The organism is Caulobacter sp. NIBR2454, from assembly GCF_027474405.1.
Taxonomy (GTDB): Bacteria; Pseudomonadota; Alphaproteobacteria; order Caulobacterales; family Caulobacteraceae; genus Caulobacter.
In genome coordinates this window covers 1,125,001-1,140,061 of sequence record NZ_CP114871.1, presented here as the reverse complement: position 1 = coordinate 1,140,061, position 15,061 = coordinate 1,125,001, and the positions used below count along the sequence as shown (strand labels likewise).

At 66.5% G+C, this 15,061-nt stretch carries 15 protein-coding genes, 2 rRNA genes and 1 pseudogene (1 of these 18 cut by a window edge); 5 read left to right on the top strand and 13 right to left on the bottom strand.

Annotated elements, in window-relative coordinates:
• The first annotated feature begins 47 nt into the window (after positions 1 to 47).
• Both O5K31_RS05590 and O5K31_RS05585 read left to right on the top strand, forming a co-directional pair.
• The gene (locus O5K31_RS05590; RefSeq protein ID WP_269716325.1) at positions 48 to 1,007 is read left to right on the top strand and encodes a winged helix-turn-helix transcriptional regulator; all 960 of its coding nucleotides are present in this window, start codon (positions 48 to 50) and stop codon (positions 1,005 to 1,007) included.
• 117 nt (positions 1,008 to 1,124) lie between these two features.
• Entirely contained in the window at positions 1,125 to 2,609 is a 1,485-nt protein-coding gene (locus tag O5K31_RS05585) for a carotenoid oxygenase family protein (RefSeq protein ID WP_269716324.1), read from the top strand.
• Here the strand turns inward: O5K31_RS05585 and O5K31_RS05580 are convergent.
• Entirely contained in the window at positions 2,578 to 2,931 is a 354-nt protein-coding gene (locus O5K31_RS05580; protein ID WP_269716323.1) for a BlaI/MecI/CopY family transcriptional regulator, read from the bottom strand. The two genes, O5K31_RS05585 and O5K31_RS05580, sit on opposite strands and share 32 nt — an antisense overlap.
• Positions 2,932 to 2,936: 5 nt before the next feature.
• Complete coding sequence (locus O5K31_RS05575) at positions 2,937 to 3,386, bottom strand: MotA/TolQ/ExbB proton channel family protein (RefSeq protein ID WP_269716322.1); 450 nt, start codon at positions 3,384 to 3,386, stop codon at positions 2,937 to 2,939.
• A 131-nt stretch (positions 3,387 to 3,517) separates the two neighbouring features.
• Between O5K31_RS05575 and O5K31_RS05570 the strand changes: the two genes are divergently transcribed.
• Positions 3,518 to 4,150 (top strand): glutamine amidotransferase-related protein, encoded by a 633-nt coding sequence (locus O5K31_RS05570; protein WP_269716321.1) that lies wholly within the window; start codon positions 3,518 to 3,520, stop codon positions 4,148 to 4,150.
• A gap of 67 nt (positions 4,151 to 4,217) precedes the next feature.
• Here the strand turns inward: O5K31_RS05570 and O5K31_RS05565 are convergent, their stop codons facing one another.
• Complete coding sequence (locus tag O5K31_RS05565; RefSeq protein ID WP_269716320.1) at positions 4,218 to 5,906, bottom strand: class I adenylate-forming enzyme family protein; 1,689 nt, start codon at positions 5,904 to 5,906, stop codon at positions 4,218 to 4,220.
• A 139-nt stretch (positions 5,907 to 6,045) separates the two neighbouring features.
• On the opposite strand from O5K31_RS05565, the gene O5K31_RS05560 reads away from it, so the two are divergent.
• Positions 6,046 to 7,089: an NAD(P)H-dependent amine dehydrogenase family protein gene (locus O5K31_RS05560; RefSeq protein ID WP_269716319.1), complete on the top strand. Its 1,044-nt coding sequence runs from the start codon at positions 6,046 to 6,048 to the stop codon at positions 7,087 to 7,089.
• A 78-nt stretch (positions 7,090 to 7,167) separates the two neighbouring features.
• Here the strand turns inward: O5K31_RS05560 and O5K31_RS05555 are convergent, their stop codons facing one another.
• From O5K31_RS05555 to O5K31_RS05520, 8 genes are all read right to left on the bottom strand, one after another.
• Complete coding sequence (locus O5K31_RS05555; RefSeq protein WP_269716318.1) at positions 7,168 to 7,962, bottom strand: DUF1295 domain-containing protein; 795 nt, start codon at positions 7,960 to 7,962, stop codon at positions 7,168 to 7,170.
• A 19-nt stretch (positions 7,963 to 7,981) separates the two neighbouring features.
• Positions 7,982 to 8,740, bottom strand: coding sequence for an SDR family oxidoreductase (locus O5K31_RS05550; RefSeq protein ID WP_269716317.1), 759 nt, complete (start codon positions 8,738 to 8,740; stop codon positions 7,982 to 7,984).
• Position 8,741: 1 nt separating this feature from the next.
• Positions 8,742 to 9,269 (bottom strand): nuclear transport factor 2 family protein, encoded by a 528-nt coding sequence (locus O5K31_RS05545; protein ID WP_269716316.1) that lies wholly within the window; start codon positions 9,267 to 9,269, stop codon positions 8,742 to 8,744.
• Positions 9,270 to 9,281: 12 nt separating this feature from the next.
• Positions 9,282 to 11,069, bottom strand: coding sequence for an AMP-binding protein (locus tag O5K31_RS05540; protein WP_269716315.1), 1,788 nt, complete (start codon positions 11,067 to 11,069; stop codon positions 9,282 to 9,284).
• Positions 11,066 to 11,497 carry a nuclear transport factor 2 family protein gene (locus O5K31_RS05535; protein WP_269716314.1) on the bottom strand — a complete coding sequence of 144 codons (432 nt, stop codon included), beginning with the start codon at positions 11,495 to 11,497 and terminating at the stop codon, positions 11,066 to 11,068. The genes O5K31_RS05540 and O5K31_RS05535 overlap by 4 nt, the downstream gene beginning before the upstream one ends.
• 81 nt (positions 11,498 to 11,578) lie before the next feature.
• Positions 11,579 to 12,799, bottom strand: a complete 1,221-nt coding sequence (locus O5K31_RS05530; protein WP_269716313.1) for an acetyl-CoA acetyltransferase — start codon at positions 12,797 to 12,799, stop codon at positions 11,579 to 11,581.
• A 108-nt stretch (positions 12,800 to 12,907) separates the two neighbouring features.
• The gene (locus O5K31_RS05525; protein ID WP_269717005.1) at positions 12,908 to 13,177 is read right to left on the bottom strand and encodes an alkylphosphonate utilization protein; all 270 of its coding nucleotides are present in this window, start codon (positions 13,175 to 13,177) and stop codon (positions 12,908 to 12,910) included.
• A 119-nt stretch (positions 13,178 to 13,296) separates the two neighbouring features.
• Positions 13,297 to 13,722 carry a DoxX family protein gene (locus tag O5K31_RS05520; protein WP_269716312.1) on the bottom strand — a complete coding sequence of 142 codons (426 nt, stop codon included), beginning with the start codon at positions 13,720 to 13,722 and terminating at the stop codon, positions 13,297 to 13,299.
• A 53-nt stretch (positions 13,723 to 13,775) separates the two neighbouring features.
• On the opposite strand from O5K31_RS05520, the pseudogene O5K31_RS05515 reads away from it, so the two are divergent.
• Positions 13,776 to 14,324 (top strand): annotated as a pseudogene (locus tag O5K31_RS05515) (endonuclease III domain-containing protein); the annotation flags it as partial.
• Positions 14,325 to 14,651: 327 nt separating this feature from the next.
• On the opposite strand, the gene rrf reads toward O5K31_RS05515, so the two are convergent.
• Positions 14,652 to 14,766 (bottom strand): 5S ribosomal RNA (gene rrf / locus O5K31_RS05510).
• A 69-nt stretch (positions 14,767 to 14,835) separates the two neighbouring features.
• Positions 14,836 to 15,061: ribosomal RNA gene (locus tag O5K31_RS05505) — 23S ribosomal RNA — on the bottom strand; it runs 2,564 nt beyond the window's last position.

Sequence of the window (15,061 nt, the reverse complement as noted above, 5' to 3'; positions counted from 1 at the left end):
CAAAGCGCTTGACTTAAACCCGCGTCGCCACGACGGTCCCGCCCGATATGGCCGCCCCTCCCCGCAAGCCTCGGACACCGCCCGTCACCCGGGCCACCCAGCTCGTCCAGGCCAATTCCGCCACCCGCGCACTGAACATCCTCGGCGACCGATGGACGCTGATGATCCTGCATCAGGCCTTCTTCAGGGTGCGTCGGTTCGAGGATTTCCAGGCCCGCATCGGCCTTGCCCGCAGCCTGCTGACCGACCGCCTGCGTCGTCTTGAGGCCGCTGGTGTCATGCGCCGCGACCGCTATCAGGAACGCCCCCCGCGCGACGAATACCGCCTGACGGACATGGGGCTGGACCTCTACGGCGCGGCCCTGATGATCATCCGCTGGGAAAAGCGCTGGTTCTACGATCCGGCCAGCCCCGCCCACCGCCTCGTCCATAACGGCCACGAGTTCACCCCCCAGTTCCGCTGCGCCCACTGCGACCGCGAGGTCGTCGCCCGCGACACCTTCGCCGTCGACGGCCCGGGAGCCGGCGAGGATCCGCCGCAAAAGCCGCGCGCCCAGCGCCGCTCCATCGTGCCGTCCGAAAACCTGACACCCGGCGATCCGATGCTGGAGCGGGCCCTGGAAGTGATCGGCGATCGTTGGATCGCCCACCTCATCGCCTCGACCTTCATGGGCCGTCGCCGGTTCACCGAACTCCAGAGCGCCTTGGGCGTGGCGCCCAATATCCTGGCCGACCGCCTGGCGCGCCTGGTCGAATTGGGCGTGCTGCGCAAGGTGCTCTACCAGGAGCGGCCCGAGCGCTGGGAATACCGCCTCACCGCGGAGGGCCTGGACCTGTTCCCCCTGATCGCCGAGCTGATCCGGTGGGGCGATCGCTGGCTGTCAGGCCCGGAAGGCCCGCCCGCGATCCTGCACCACCGCCCATGTGGTCAGCCTCTGGTCGGCCGCATCACCTGCGACCACGGCGATGGCGAAGTGAACATCGTCAACTCGGGTCCCGCTACGTAAACCTCAAAGTCGTGCGTTTTCAGTGCGTTCAAGCTCGCTTTGGTGACTTGCACAACAAGACGCGCATGCACTAGAGTCGCTTCGAGAGAGGCATGTGTCGCCTCGTCGGAGACTGTCATGAAGGTTGAGCGCCAGCCGCCCGTCGTCACCTCGCTGCTGCCGAGCAACCACCCCTACCTGACCGGGGCGTGGACGCCCCTGCATGAGGAGGTGGACGCCTTCGACCTTGAGGTCATCGAGGGGGCGATCCCGCACGACATCGACGGCGTCTACATCCGCAATACCGAGAACCAGGTCCATCAGCCGCTGGGCCGCCATCACCCGTTCGACGGGGACGGCATGCTGCACCAGATCAGCTTCCAGGGCGGCAAGGCGGACTATCGAAACCGCTGGGTTCGCACCCGTAGCTTCGAGGCGGAACAGGAAGCCGGCCAGTCCCTGTGGGGCGGCCTGATGGACGGCCCTGGAACCTCCCTGCGCCCGGGCTTTGGCGCCCATGGGGGCCTGAAGGACACCGCCAGCACCGACGTGGTGATTCACGGCGGCCGCGCCATCTCGACCTTCTACCAATGCGGCGAGGCCTATTGCCTCGATCCTGAAACCCTGGAGCAGAAGGGCGTCGCGCCCTGGGCCCCGCTAGATGGCGTGTCGGCCCACACCAAGGTCGATGAGGCCACGGGCGAGCTATTGTTCTTCAACTACTCCAAGCACGCGCCCTACATGCACTACGGCGTGGTCGATCGGGACGGCAAGGTGGTCAACTACACCGCCATTCCCACGCCCGGTCCGCGCCTGCCGCACGACATGGCGTTCAGCGAGCGCTTCTCGATCCTCAACGATTTTCCGGTGTTCTGGGACCAGCGCCTGCTGGAGCGCGGCATCCACGCCGTGCGCCTGCATGAGGGGCTAAAGTCCAGGTTCGCGGTCATTCCCCGTTACGGCAAGACCCAGGACATCCGCTGGTTCGAGGCCGATCCCTGCTACGTCCTGCACTTCCTCAACGCCTATGAGGATGGCGACGAACTGATCATGGACGGCTACTTCCAGGAGAACCCGACGCCAGGTCCTCTGGAAAGCGCCCCCGACGGCCACGGCCACCTGATGTCCTATCTGGACGAGCACAGCTTCCGCTCAAAGCTGCATCGCTGGCGCTTCAACCTGAAGACCGGCGCTACCACCGAGGGTCACCTCGACGAGCGGATTCTCGAGTTCGGCATGATCAACCAGCGCTACGCCGGCCGGCCGTACCGCTACGCCTATTCGACCACGTCCAAGCCTGGCTGGTTCCTGTTCAACGGCTTCGTCAAACACGATCTGCAGACGGGGCAGTCCTGGGAGATCAAGCTGCCCGAAGGCCGCTACGCCAGCGAGGCGCCGTTCGCGCCCCGCATCAACGCGACCTCGGAAGATGACGGCTATCTGGTCAGCTTCATCATGGACGAGAACACCGGCCGGTCCGAATGCGTGCTGATCGACTGCAAGAAGTTCAAGGACGGCCCGGTCGCTCGCATCGCCCTGCCCCACAAGATCTGCAGCGGCACGCACTCGGTGTGGGCCGATCGCCAGTTCATCAGGGACGGCGTGATCCCGGCGGCGGCCTGACGGGCCCGGACAGACCCGCCTCGATCAAGTGCTGGACCAGGGCTGGACGGTCACCGCCAAACAGGCGGTCGGCCAAGGCCTGGATTTCGCTCTCCACATAAGCCTCGCGTGAGATCAGCGGGCGATAGCGCTGGCGGCCGCTCTCGCGGACGATCTCTAGCGCGCCCTTCTGGATCAGCCGGCTGAGCAGGGTCTTGATCGTCGAGTCCGCCCAGGGACGGCCGGCCTTCACCGCCTCGATCAAAGTCGCGAAGGGCAAGGGGCCACGGCGCCAGAGCACCGCGAGCACCTCGCTTTCGGCGGGGGTGACCGCGATCTCCACCGCAGTCAGGATTGCAGCACGGCGCGGTCGATACGCGCCTCGACCACCCAATGGCACACCACGGCCACGAGCCCGGTAAACAGGCCCAGCAGCAGGACAAAGGTCGCCTCGGCCAGGCCTGGCGCCAGCACGTTGACCGGCTGCGGCCCCAGGTTGGACAAGCCCACGAACATCATCAGGGCGGTGAACGCGGCGCTGAGAAGCCCGACCAGCGGCCCACCAAGGCGCAGAGCGCTCAGATAGGCCGATCCTCCGGCGACCTGCGGGCCCGACCGCAGCTTGCGCACGGTGACCGCCACCCCCCCTGCCGCGGCCGCCATCAGTGCGATCATCGCCAGCTGCACGGGGAGCGCTGCGTCCCCGAAGATGGTCGCGGGGGTCAGCGTCTGGGCCTTCGCCAAGCCTGGCAAGGCGATCATAGGCGCCGCCATGGCGGCGCGGACTTGCATCTTCATCATCTCCTCCGGTCTACGTTTGTAGACCAATAAGACTACAGATGTAGTCCAAAGGTCAAGCCCTCTGAGGAAGCTGCCCGCTCGATGTTTTCCGGCTTGGCTTGCGGGGCGAGACATCCCATCTGGGAGCCATGAACCTTGGCATCCTCGAGACGGGCGGACCGCCTGCTCAACTTGCGGCGCGCTTTGCGAGCTATGGCGACATGATGCGGCGCATGCTCGGTCCCGGATTCGAAGCGACGACCTACGATGTGCGGGCCGGGCGGCTGCCGAGCGACGGCGCCGAGTGCGACGCCTGGCTGATTACCGGCTCGGCCGCTGGCGTCTACGATCCCGAGCCATGGATCGCCGATCTGAAGGCTTTCTTGCAAGACGCTTCAGGCGCCGCGCCCATGGTCGGGATCTGCTTTGGCCATCAGGTGATGGCAGACGCCTTCGGGGGTGAGGTGATCAAGTCGCCCAAGGGCTGGGGCGTGGGTCTGCACACCTATGAGATCGTCGCGCCGCAGCCCTGGATGGACGACGACGCCCCCGTCGCCCTGTCGGTGTCGCATCAGGATCAAGTCGTGACCCTGCCGCCGGGCGCCCAGATCGTCGCCGCCAGCGCCTTCACGCCCCTGGCGATGCTCGCCTACCCCGAGCGGCGCGCGCTATCGCTGCAGGCCCATCCGGAATTCGAGGCCGCCTACACCCGCGCCCTGATCGAGAGCCGGCGGGCTCACGCATCGACGAGGCCTTCGCCGATGGGGCGATCGCTTCGCTGAGCGCCGAGGATGACCGTGAGCGCGTCGCCAATTGGCTGCGCCGCTTCCTGTCCGGCGCCTGACCGCCCTATAGCTGTCCCAGCACCTGCTCGCGCAGTTCGCTTCGCACCACCTTGTTCATGGCGTTGCGCGGCAGGGCGTCCACCACCACCAGCTTCTCGGGCAGCTTGAAGACCGCCAGGCCCTTGTCCTTCAGCCAACTGGCGACCTCGGCCAGTTGCGGCGTCTCGCCCGACGGCACCACGGCCACGCACATGCGCTCGCCCAGCACGTCGTCGGGCACGCCCACCACCGCCGCCTCCTTCAGCGCTGGATGACCCGCCAGCAGGTCGTCGATCTCGGCGGGGGAGATGTTCACTCCGCCCCGCACGATGATGTCCTTGCAGCGACCGACGAAACGATAGAACCGCGCCAGTTCCCCCTCGCCAGCGATCTCGAACAGGTCCCCGGTCTTGAAGAACCCCTCGCCGTCGAAGGCCGCGGCGTTGAGCTCATCAGCCTGCCAATAGCCGCTGAAGGTCGCCGCCCCGTCGATGCGCAACTCGCCCGGGGTCTCGGGAGTGGTGATCTCCACCTCGGTGTCCGGATCGACGATGCGGGTGCGTATCATCTGGGCCGTAGGGCTGTTCCAGCCAAAGCCCTCGACACCCATGCGGGGGAAGTAGCGGGCCCGCTCGATGGGATCGGGCACGTCCGCCGCGCCGCTGAACAGCGACGCGCCTTCGTTGGAGCCGAAGATGTTGCAGACCTGGATGCCGTGATCGTTCAGGAAGCCCTCTATCATCCAGGGCGACAGCGGCGCCGAGCCCGAACCGATGGCGCGCACGCTGGACAGGTCGGTGATCGCCAGCAGCTGCGGCGTCTTCAAAAGCGCGTTGAGGATCGCCGGCGGGGCGATGGTGTAGTTCACGCGCTCCGCGCCGATCTGGCCCAGGAACACCGGCAGATCGAAGGGGTGGTGCAGCACCATCGTCCCGCGTCGCCACAGCCACGACATCATCATCCCAAAGGCGGCGATATTGACCAACGGGAAGGGGTTCAGGACCACCTCGCCTTCCTGCAGCTCGGTGGCTTCCGACACCATGCGGGCGTTGACGATCCAGTGGTTGTGGTCGCGTGGTACGCCCTTGGGCCGGCTCTCGGTCCCCGAGGTCCAGCAGATGGTGAAGACCTCGCCCGCTTGCACCGGATGGGCGGCCTGATAGGCGGCGGCCTTGGCCGGATCGGCGGCGGCGACCGCTTCGTCGAGACTGATCGCGCCTTGCGGCGCCCAGCCGTTCATCACCACCGCCTGGAAGTCGCCCTTGAGGCCGAGAACCATGGCCGCATGGTCGTGGCCGGCGAAGACGCCCGTGGTGATGAAGGCCTTGGGCTTCACCTTGCCAATCACATAGGCCAGCTCATGCTCGCGATACTGCATGACCACCGGGCTGATGATCAGGCCGATGCGGGCGCAGGCCAGGGCCAAGATCACCGTCTCGGCCACATTGGGCGCCTGCACGCAGACGATGTCGTCCTTGACGAACCCCAGGTCCAGCAGGCCGGCGGCCATGCGGTCCACCTCATCGCCCAGTTGCGCCCAGGTCAGGCGGCGCGGCTCGCGCCCATCAAGCTTCTCGCGGTTGACCGCATCGACCAGGGCCTCGCGATCGCAGACTTCGGCGCGGTTGCGTTGGGTCAGGTCGTCGATGACCATCTGGCCCCACCAGCCCTTGGCCACATAGGCGTCGATACGCTCGCGCGGGGTCAGGAACATCAGGTCGTCTCCCTTGTGGAGCCGCGTCGCGCGCCGCTCTCTCGTTGAGACTTTCATAAAACGACTAGCGCAGGGCGACAACCACTTGCATGACGAGACTGACTTTGGTCATTTCAGGTCGAACGGGAGGCGGGACGTCATGTATCGGGTCATTCAGTGGGCGACAGGCGCCATGGGGCGCACGGCGCTGAGGCGCATCATCGACCATCCCGATCTCGAACTCGTGGGCGTCTATGTCTACAGCGACGACAAGGCGGGCCTGGACGCCGGCGACATCGCCAAGCGCCCCGCGACAGGCGTCATCGCCACCAACCGCATCGAGGACATCCTGGGGCTCGACGCCGATGTGGTGATCCACACGCCGCGCATCACCCTGCCCTATGACGCGCTCAACGACGACGTGGCGCGGCTGCTGGCCTCGGGCAAGAACGTCATCTCCACCGCCGGTTTCCACTGGCCCACGCACCAGGGCGGCGCCTATGCGCGACCGTTGCTCGACGCCTGCTTGGCGGGCGACGCCAGTCTCGCGGGGCTGGGGGTCAACCCCGGCGCCCTGGTCGAACGGATCGTCATGTCAGCTACCGGCATGTGCGCCCAACTCGACAAGATCACCGTGCGCGAGATGGTCGACGCCCGCGCCATGGCCCAGCCGATCTTCGTCTACGACTTCATGGGCTTCGCCAAGGATCCGGCCCAAGAGGACATCACCCAAGGCCCGCTGGCGGCCCTCTACACCAGCCTGTTCGGAGAGGTGTTCGCCTATGTGGCCCAGGCCATGGGCGCGACGATCGAGGCGCTGTCCCCCGACCACCGCCTGACCCTGGCGCCGCACGACATGGCGGTGGCCGCCGGCCCGATCCCGAAAGGCACGGTGGCCGCCACCGAATGGCGCTGGAACGCCCGCTTCTCCAACGGCTCGGCCATGACCCTTTCGATTCTGTGGACGGCCGATCCGGCCATGCACGGCGCGGACGTCACCGGCCACTGGACCGTGGACATCGAGGGGCGGCCTAACATCAGCCTGACCCTGGACATCCACGAGGGCGACGCCAAGGCGCCGCCCGCCCGCGCCCTCACTGACGCGACGGTGGCGGTGGCGATCCGCGCCATCCCCGATGTCTGCGCGGCCGATCCCGGCTTTTTCGCCTACGACGCGCCCGGCCCCTATCGAGCGCGCTTCTAGCAGCGGGCAAAAAGAAGCCGGCGCGGGCTTCACCCCTCCGCGCCGGCTCGTCGAGTTCTTCCGAGGGTGGAAGGGCTTTTAGGTCTTCTTCGGCGGCCAGGGCACGAAACCCGAGGTGCGCGCGATGTAGTCGGCATAGTCCGGACGGGTCTTCTTGAGGCGATGCTCCAGGGTCGGGGCGCCGCTCCACTTCATCAGCGTCCAGGTCAGCAGGATCGGCCCCGGCAGCGCCCACAGGCCCAGCGGCGTCTCGGCGGCGATCAGATAGAGCCCCCACCACACGCAGGCGTCGCCGAAGTAGTTGGGGTGCCGCGTGTAGCGCCAAAGCCCGGTGTTGAGCACCTTGCCCTTACTATCGGGGTTCTTGCGGAAGCGGGTCAGCTGCCAGTCGCCAATGCTCTCGAACAGCACGCCAAACACCGCCAGGGCCGCGCCGGCATAGGCCAGCACGCCCAGGGCCGGCTCAGCCTGAATCTGCCCCAGTTGCACGGGCAGGGCGACGATGAACTGCAGCGGCGCCTGGGTCATGAACACGAACAGCAACGACGCCTTGGCGAAGCTCCAGCCCTTTTCCGACTGCACCTTGCCCAGCATGGACTGATAGCGACGGTCGGGCCCGTGATCGCGCCAGCGCCAGAACAGATAGCCGCCCAACCGCACCGCCCACAGGGCGCACAGCACCAGTAGCAACCAGCGCCGCGGCGTCGGCTCGCCGAGCTGGATGAAGGTCGTGGCCGCCAGCAGCAGCATGCCCATCGACCACCAGCTGTCGACGACGGTCACATCGCCCAGCTTCAGGCAGATTAGCCACAAAAGGCCCATGGCCCCAGCGCTGACGGCGGCGTTGACCGCCAGTATCGTGATTAGGTCCATAGCTTGCCCCAAAGCTCCCTTAGCGTCCGGTCGAGACGGTATCAGCGCCCAGCATACGCGCCATCGCCCGTTCCAGCGCTTTGGGATCGCGCGCCAGGTTCGCGCGCACCTCCAACGCCATGCGATCGGTATCGACCTCGTCGGATCCGCGCTTGATGGCCTGCAGGCCGATCCTGGCGATATCGGACGGCTGTTCCTTCTGGCCCTGCACGTGCGCGGCCATGCGGGTGTCCACCGATCCGACGATCAGGGCGCTGACTTGCGTGCCCTGCCCCGCCAGCTCGGCGCGGATGTTGGTGGTCGCCGCCCGGCCCGCGAACTTGGACGGGCTGTAGCCGCCCATGGCCGGCACCGCGACCAGGCCGCCTGACGACAGCACATTGACGATCGCGCCGCCGCCGTTGGCCTTCAGCGCCGGCGCGAAAGCGCGGCACATGCCGACGAGGCCGAAATAGTTGACCTCCATCTCCTCGCGAGCGGCCGACATATCATCAGCGCCGATCAGGCGCTGATTAAGGAATGCCCCGGCGTTGTTGACCAGGATGGAGACGTCCCTGGCCTCCTTGGCCGCCGCCTCGATCTGTTCGGGCTTGGCCACATCCAGCGTCAGGGCCACCACCTTGCCGGCGCCCTCCTCGACCAGATGCGCGGCGTTCTTGGGGTCACGCGCGCCCACATAGACCTTGGCCGCGCCCGCCGCGAGGAAAGCGCGCACGAAGGCCTCGCCGATGCCGCGATTTCCGCCCGTGACCAGGGCGACCGAGCCGGAAACCTCCACCTTAGGCCTCCATCGCGTAAAGGGCGTCGTTAGGTTTCTTGCCTGCGCGCACCAGTACCGACGGATCGGGCGCCATCATCCCGCGGCCCCAGGTCTCGGCGAAGGGCATCTCGTGGTTCCACTCCCAAATGATCTGGCGCTTAGCGATCTTCCACTCACCCGCGCGCTTCTCGAAGCGATCCAGGGCGCGGGCTAGGGTCAGGGTGTCGAACTTCTCCCCGTCCTTCTTCATCCGCGAGAAGGCCAGGATGTAGGACTCCACCTTCGCCACATCGCCGTTGAGTTCGATGATCACATTGGTGGTCATGTGGTTCATCTGCCCGGCCTTGGGCAGGATCTTGGCCATGTTCTCCACATAGGCCGCCGCTGGCCCCTCATAGACCCCGCCGTGGTCCTCGATGGCGTCGGGGTGATAGGCGCCCGCCACCAGATCGATGTCGGCCCGGTCAGCCCCGCGGCAATAGAGGTGCAGCACCTCGGTGATCGCCTGCTTGTCGAGCAGGGCCTGGATTTCAGGGGCGTGGGACATGAGGGAAACTCGCTAGGACAGGACGATGACGTCGGCGTCGGGGGCGTCGGCGTACAGCCGCTCCACCTCTGACTTGCGGCGGTCGATGACGGCGCGGCGGTTGACCGTGCCCTTGTCGGACATCTCGTGGGCGTTGGGCTGCGGCGGTTCACTGAGCAACAGGGCGCGATGGATGCGCGAGCCGCCATGCTGGCCGGCGTTGAACGCCGCCAGTTTCTGCGCGATCGCCTCGCGGGTCGCGCCGGGCGCCGGCCACAGCATCACGGTCAGGAACGGGCGGTTGTCGTCGGCCAGGACCACCTCGGTCGCCAGGGGCGACAGGGCCTTGAGCAGGTCGTCGCGGGCCTTTCCGCCATAGACCCAGGTCCCGCTCGACAGCTTGAACTCCTCGGCCGCGCGGCCGGCGAAGGCCAGGCCCTGGGTCGGGTCGCCCGGCTCATGGAACACGGCCAGGTCGCCGGTGCGGTAGTAGCCCTCGTCATCGAAAGCCTCCGCCGTCTTGCCCGGCTCGTCGAGGTAGCCGGTGGTAACGTTCGGCCCCTTGGCCCGCACGTCGTAGCGGTCGCCGGTCGGGACCAGCTTGAGGCTCGCCCCCGGCGCCGGCAGGCCGATACCCACCTTGTCGGTCTCGAAGTGGATGGCCATGAAGGCCGAGACCGTCTCGGTCGCCCCGTAGCCGCTGGTCATCATGATGCGGTGGCCGGTCTCGGCCACGGCCAGGGCCTGCAGACGGTCATAGACCGGCTGCGACAACCCCGCCCCGCCGTACAGCATCAGCCGCAGACGCGAGAAGAAGGTCTTGCGCAGGACCGGATCGGTCTCCAGCGCCTCGACCAGCAGGGTGTAGCCCAGGGGCACATTGTTGAAATAGGCGACGCCGATCTCGCGCAGGTTCCGGATCGACTCATTGAACAGCCCCGGAGCCGGCTTGCCGTCGTCGATATAGAGCGTGCCGCCCTCCAAGAGCGTGGTGCGAAGAACGAACGCCCCCGCCGCGTGGTGCCAGGGCAGCCAATCCAGCATCACGTCGTGCCAGCCGGCGGCCTCGCCAATCATCTGCTGGCACTGGGCGCTGTTGGCGGCCAGGTTGTCGAAGGTGATGGGCACGATCTTGGGCAGGCCGGTGGAGCCTGAGGTCAGCATGTAGGCCGCGACATCGTCGGCCTTGCGCGCGACGATCGGTGGGTTGGGCTCGGTCGCCAGGACCTCGCTCCAGGCGGTCGCCGGCTTGGTGATCGCGTCTGGCGTGGCGGTGACGATGATCGCGTCGCCTAGGTCCAGCGCCTCAAGCGCCTTGGCCATGGCCGCGCCGTTCTCGGCTAAGATCAACGCCGGACGCACCTTGGCGATCACGTGCTTGAGCCGGCCATAGTCGCCGCCCAGCGCGCCATAGGTGGTGCTGACCGGACAGACGGGCAGGCCCGCGCTCCAGGCCGCGAAGGAGAAGGTGGCGAACCCCGGCGTATTGCCGGTCAGGACCATCACCGTGCGCCCCGCCGGCACATGGGCGGCCAGCCAGGTCGCGGCCGCATCCACATCGCGCTTGAGCTGGGCGTAGGTGGTGTAAACCCACTCGCCGTCGCCCCCGCGCCGCGCCAGGGCCGGCTTGTCGCCCATCAGCGCCGCACGCTTGGAGAACGCCGCTGGAATATCGGCCTCATAGGCCTTTAGCGGCACCTTGGAGGCGATGTAGATCGTGCCGTCGGCGCGACGGTCGACATCGAGATCCACCGCCAGGAGCTTCGCCTCGCGCATCGGCGCGTTGCGGTAATCCTCGGAGGCTTTGAGGGCCGCGCTCATGACGCGCTCGGCCGGGCGATCAACTGCTCCACCTGGGCCGAGGCCGCGCCGCCGGCCTTCATCGCTTCGACCACGCCGCGATCAAAATAGTCGCGCCAGCCGATGATCAGGTCGCCCTTGAACTCCACCACCCCGGCATAGGGCGCGGCCACGCGGGCGCCGCCGACGGCGATGTATTCGTCCACGCCCTCGACGAAGAGGCGGTCGCCGTTCTCGGCATAGTCGAAGATGCGCCACTTCACCTCGGCGATCTGGGCGGCGAACCCCTCCAGGAACTTGCGCGCGGCGGCCTTGCCCTTGAGCGGCGGGGCGATGGCGGCGGCATAGTGCCAGACGATGTCGTCGTGCATGTGCGACAGGGCCGCATCGATGTCCTTGGCTCGCCAGGCGGCGATCACGGTGTCGAGAATCTGGAAGCGACGCGACATGGGTCTCTCCGAGGCGAGCGCCTCACTGAACAGGAACGGGGATGCGGCCGCGGCCGCCAGAACTGTGCGGCGGTCCACGGGCTAGACGCCGATGACCAGACTGACCGTGGTGGTGGTGGAGCCGCCGATGTTGAGGGTCTGGCAGGTCCTGGCGCCCTCCACCTGATAGTCGCCGGCGGTCCCGGTCACCTGCTTGAAGGCGTCCAAAGCCATGCGCACGCCAGTGGCGCCCACCGGGTGGCCCAGGCCGATCAGTCCGCCCGACGGATTGATCGGCAGTCGGCCGCCCATCTCGATGGAGCCGTCCTCGACCGCCTTCCAGCTTTCGCCCGGCGCGGTCAGGCCTAGATGGTCGATGGCCATGTATTCGGTCATGGCGAAGCAGTCGTGGGTCTCGACCACGTCGATCTGGTCAAGCGCGGTGACGCCAGCGCGGGCGCGGGCCTCCTCCACGGCGCGGCGCACCTGCGGGAAGACGTAAGGTTGGTCGCGGCTGGCGCGGACCTTGGCCTCATAGCTGATCGGCGACGAGCGGTGCCCCCAGCCCTTGATGCGCGGCAAGCTGTCGAGGCTGACGCCGCGCTTTTTGGCGTATTCGGCGGCGCGCCTGGGAGAGGCCAAGAACACCACGGCCGCGCCGTCGGTCACCTGGCCGCAGTCCTGCTTACGGGTGCGCCCCTCAACGACCGGGTTGGCCACATCGTCGGCGGTGAAGCTCTCGGGCGTGAAGGCCCACTGGCGGGTCTGGGCGTTGGGGTTGCGCTTGCCGTTGGCGAAGTTGATCTCGCTGATGCGCATCAGGTGCTCGTAGGAGAGCCCATAGCGGCGCTCATACTCCTCTGACAGCTGCGAGAAGGCGGCCGGCCAGACGAACTGCGCGTCCTGGTACTCGTGCCCCGCCCAGGCCGCCGCACCCAAATTCTTCGCCGCTTGATGCCCAGACACGTTGCGCATCTGCTCCAGACCGATCACGCAGGCCAGATCGTAACGCCCCGCCTCGATCTCGGCGGCCGCGGCCAGGATCGCCACGCTGCCCGAGGCGCAGGCCGCTTCATGGCGCGCGGTCGGCAGACCGTCCCATGCGGGATGCACCAGACCAAAGAACCCGCCCAGCAGGCCCTGGCCCGCGAACAGGTCGCCGACGAAGTTACCGACATGGCCACATTCGACATCTTCGGGGTCAAGGCCCGTGGACTCCAGGCCGTGGCGCACCACCTCGGCGAAGGCGTCCGCCATCTCCATGCCCTGCCGGGCCCAGTTGGCCGAGAAGTCTGTCTGCCAGCCGCCGAGAATGTAGGTCATGGTCGCGTCTCCCAAGGGGTCTGCCGCCCCATGGGTCGCATTATAAAAGTGACTTCACCCGACCTGACAAGTCACGTTTTGGGTGACGTTGCGTCAAACGCTTGCGGCTTAAACCTTGCGGACGAATTCGGCGCGCAGGACCAGGCCCTTGATGGCGGCGTGGCGACAGTCGATCTCCTGGGCATCGCCGGTCAGCCGGATAGACTTGATCACCGTGCCACGCTTGAGGGTCTGGCCGGCGCCCTTGACCGCCAAGTCCTTGATCAGGGTCACGCTGTCGCCATCGGCCAACAGGTTGCCGACGGAGTCGCGGACCTCGACGTCGCCCGACGCCGACGGAGACGCCTCGGACTTGGCGGCCGCCTCGGCGGGGCTCAGCCACTCGCCGGTCGCTTCGTCATAGACATAGTCGCCGCTATCGTCGGTGCTCATGGCGCTTCCCCTGCAAACTGGTCGCCTGCCCTACAGCCTGAGGGGTCTACACGCCAGTCACCAAGTCATCCAAGCCGGCGGCTCAGCAAGGGATCGAGCGCAAACCGTCCCGGCCCGTGAGCGGCTAGATAAAGGCCGATTACCACAAGGCAGGCAGAGGCGAACGACCCCCGCACGCCCAGGGTGTGGTCGACCATGACGATCGCCACCAAGAAGTTGACCGCGCACAGCAGCCCCGCCCACCGCGTCAGCAGCCCCATGACGAAGGCCGCGCCGCAAGCGAACTGAACCCCAACTGACAGAGGCGCCATCATATGCGGAGCTGGGAAGCCAAACTTGGTCAGGAAGGCGACGAAGGTCGCCATGTGCTCAGCGCTGGTGATGTTGTCCCATACACCCCATGCCAGGAAGGAACCGACTACCAAGCGCAGCAACAGCAGCGCCGCGTCATCAAGCCCCTTCAAGTCTTCCAGAAGCAGCCAACGCCCCATGATCCCCTCCCGTGAAGGCGGCGCTTCGGCCGCGCAGGGCAATAGATGACAGGATGCCGAGCCTGAGAAGCGGACTCGCTATTGTTCACACTTTGTTCTACTCTCGCCGCATGCAGAGATCCTTCGACTTCGGGGCCTCGCCGCTCCCCGACATCCGCCGGCCGCTCCTTGCGATCTATGGCCCGCAGGTCAGCGTCGCTCGCATGGACCCGGTCTCGCAGCTGGTGAAATCGGCGATCAGCGGCCGGACCTATGACGAGGTGTCCTGGAACGCCTTCTTCCGCCTGCGGACTCGGTACAACGCCGATTGGGAGGCGCTCAGCCTTGCGCCTGGCGCCGAGCTCGAGGCCATCCTCTCTCCCACCACCTTTCCTGAAGCCAAGGCGCGTCAGCTGCCAGTTCTACTTCGGATGCTCAAACACAGACGCGGCGCGCTTGATCTGGACTTCCTCGCCCGTGAGACCGTGGAGGACGCCATGGCCTGGCTGAATGGCCTGCCGGCCGTCGGGCCCAAGACCGCCGCCTGCGTCCTGAACTTCAGCCGCCTCAACATGCGGGCCTTGGTCGTCGACACTCACGTTCATCGCGTGACCCGCCGCCTTGGCCTGTCGCCGCGCAGGAGCGACACGCAAGCCGCCTATGCGAGCCTGATGGGCGTGATCCCCGAGTCCTGGCTCGGAGGACCTGTTCGAACTGCATTGTCTAGTGAAGAAGCTGGGGCAGACGTTCTGCACACACGCCCGGCCGCGTTGCGTGGCCTGTCCGCTCAAGGACCTATGTCCGAAAATCGAGACCGCCGGCGGCGATGTCCTGACCTTCCACCCGCGAGGCTAGACCAGAACGACAAAAGCCCCGACGCGAACGTCGGGGCTTTTGCTGATGGTATCGAAAAGAAGGAATTTGGATCTGAGTATGCATCTTCTCGGCGGACCTGGCGGCGACCTACTCTCCCGCGCCTTAAGACGAAGTACCATTGGCCCTGGGGGACTTAACGACCGAGTTCGGAATGGGATCGGGTGGGGAACCCCCGGCATAGCCACCAGGTCAGCGGAGAAGATGCGAAGACATCATTATCTGTAATACAGAGTGCACAGTCATGAGTTTGACTGAAGAACGATCAAGCCTATCGAGCTATTAGTACCAGTAAGCTACACGCGTCACCGCGCTTCCACACCTGGCCTATCAACGTAGTGGTCTACTACGGCTCTCGGCGAAGCCTTGTTTTGAGGCTAGTTTCCCGCTTAGATGCTTTCAGCGGTTATCTATTCCACACTTAGCTACCCTGCTGCGCGGCTGGCGCCACGACAGGTCCACCAGAGGTGTGTCCATCCCGGTCCTC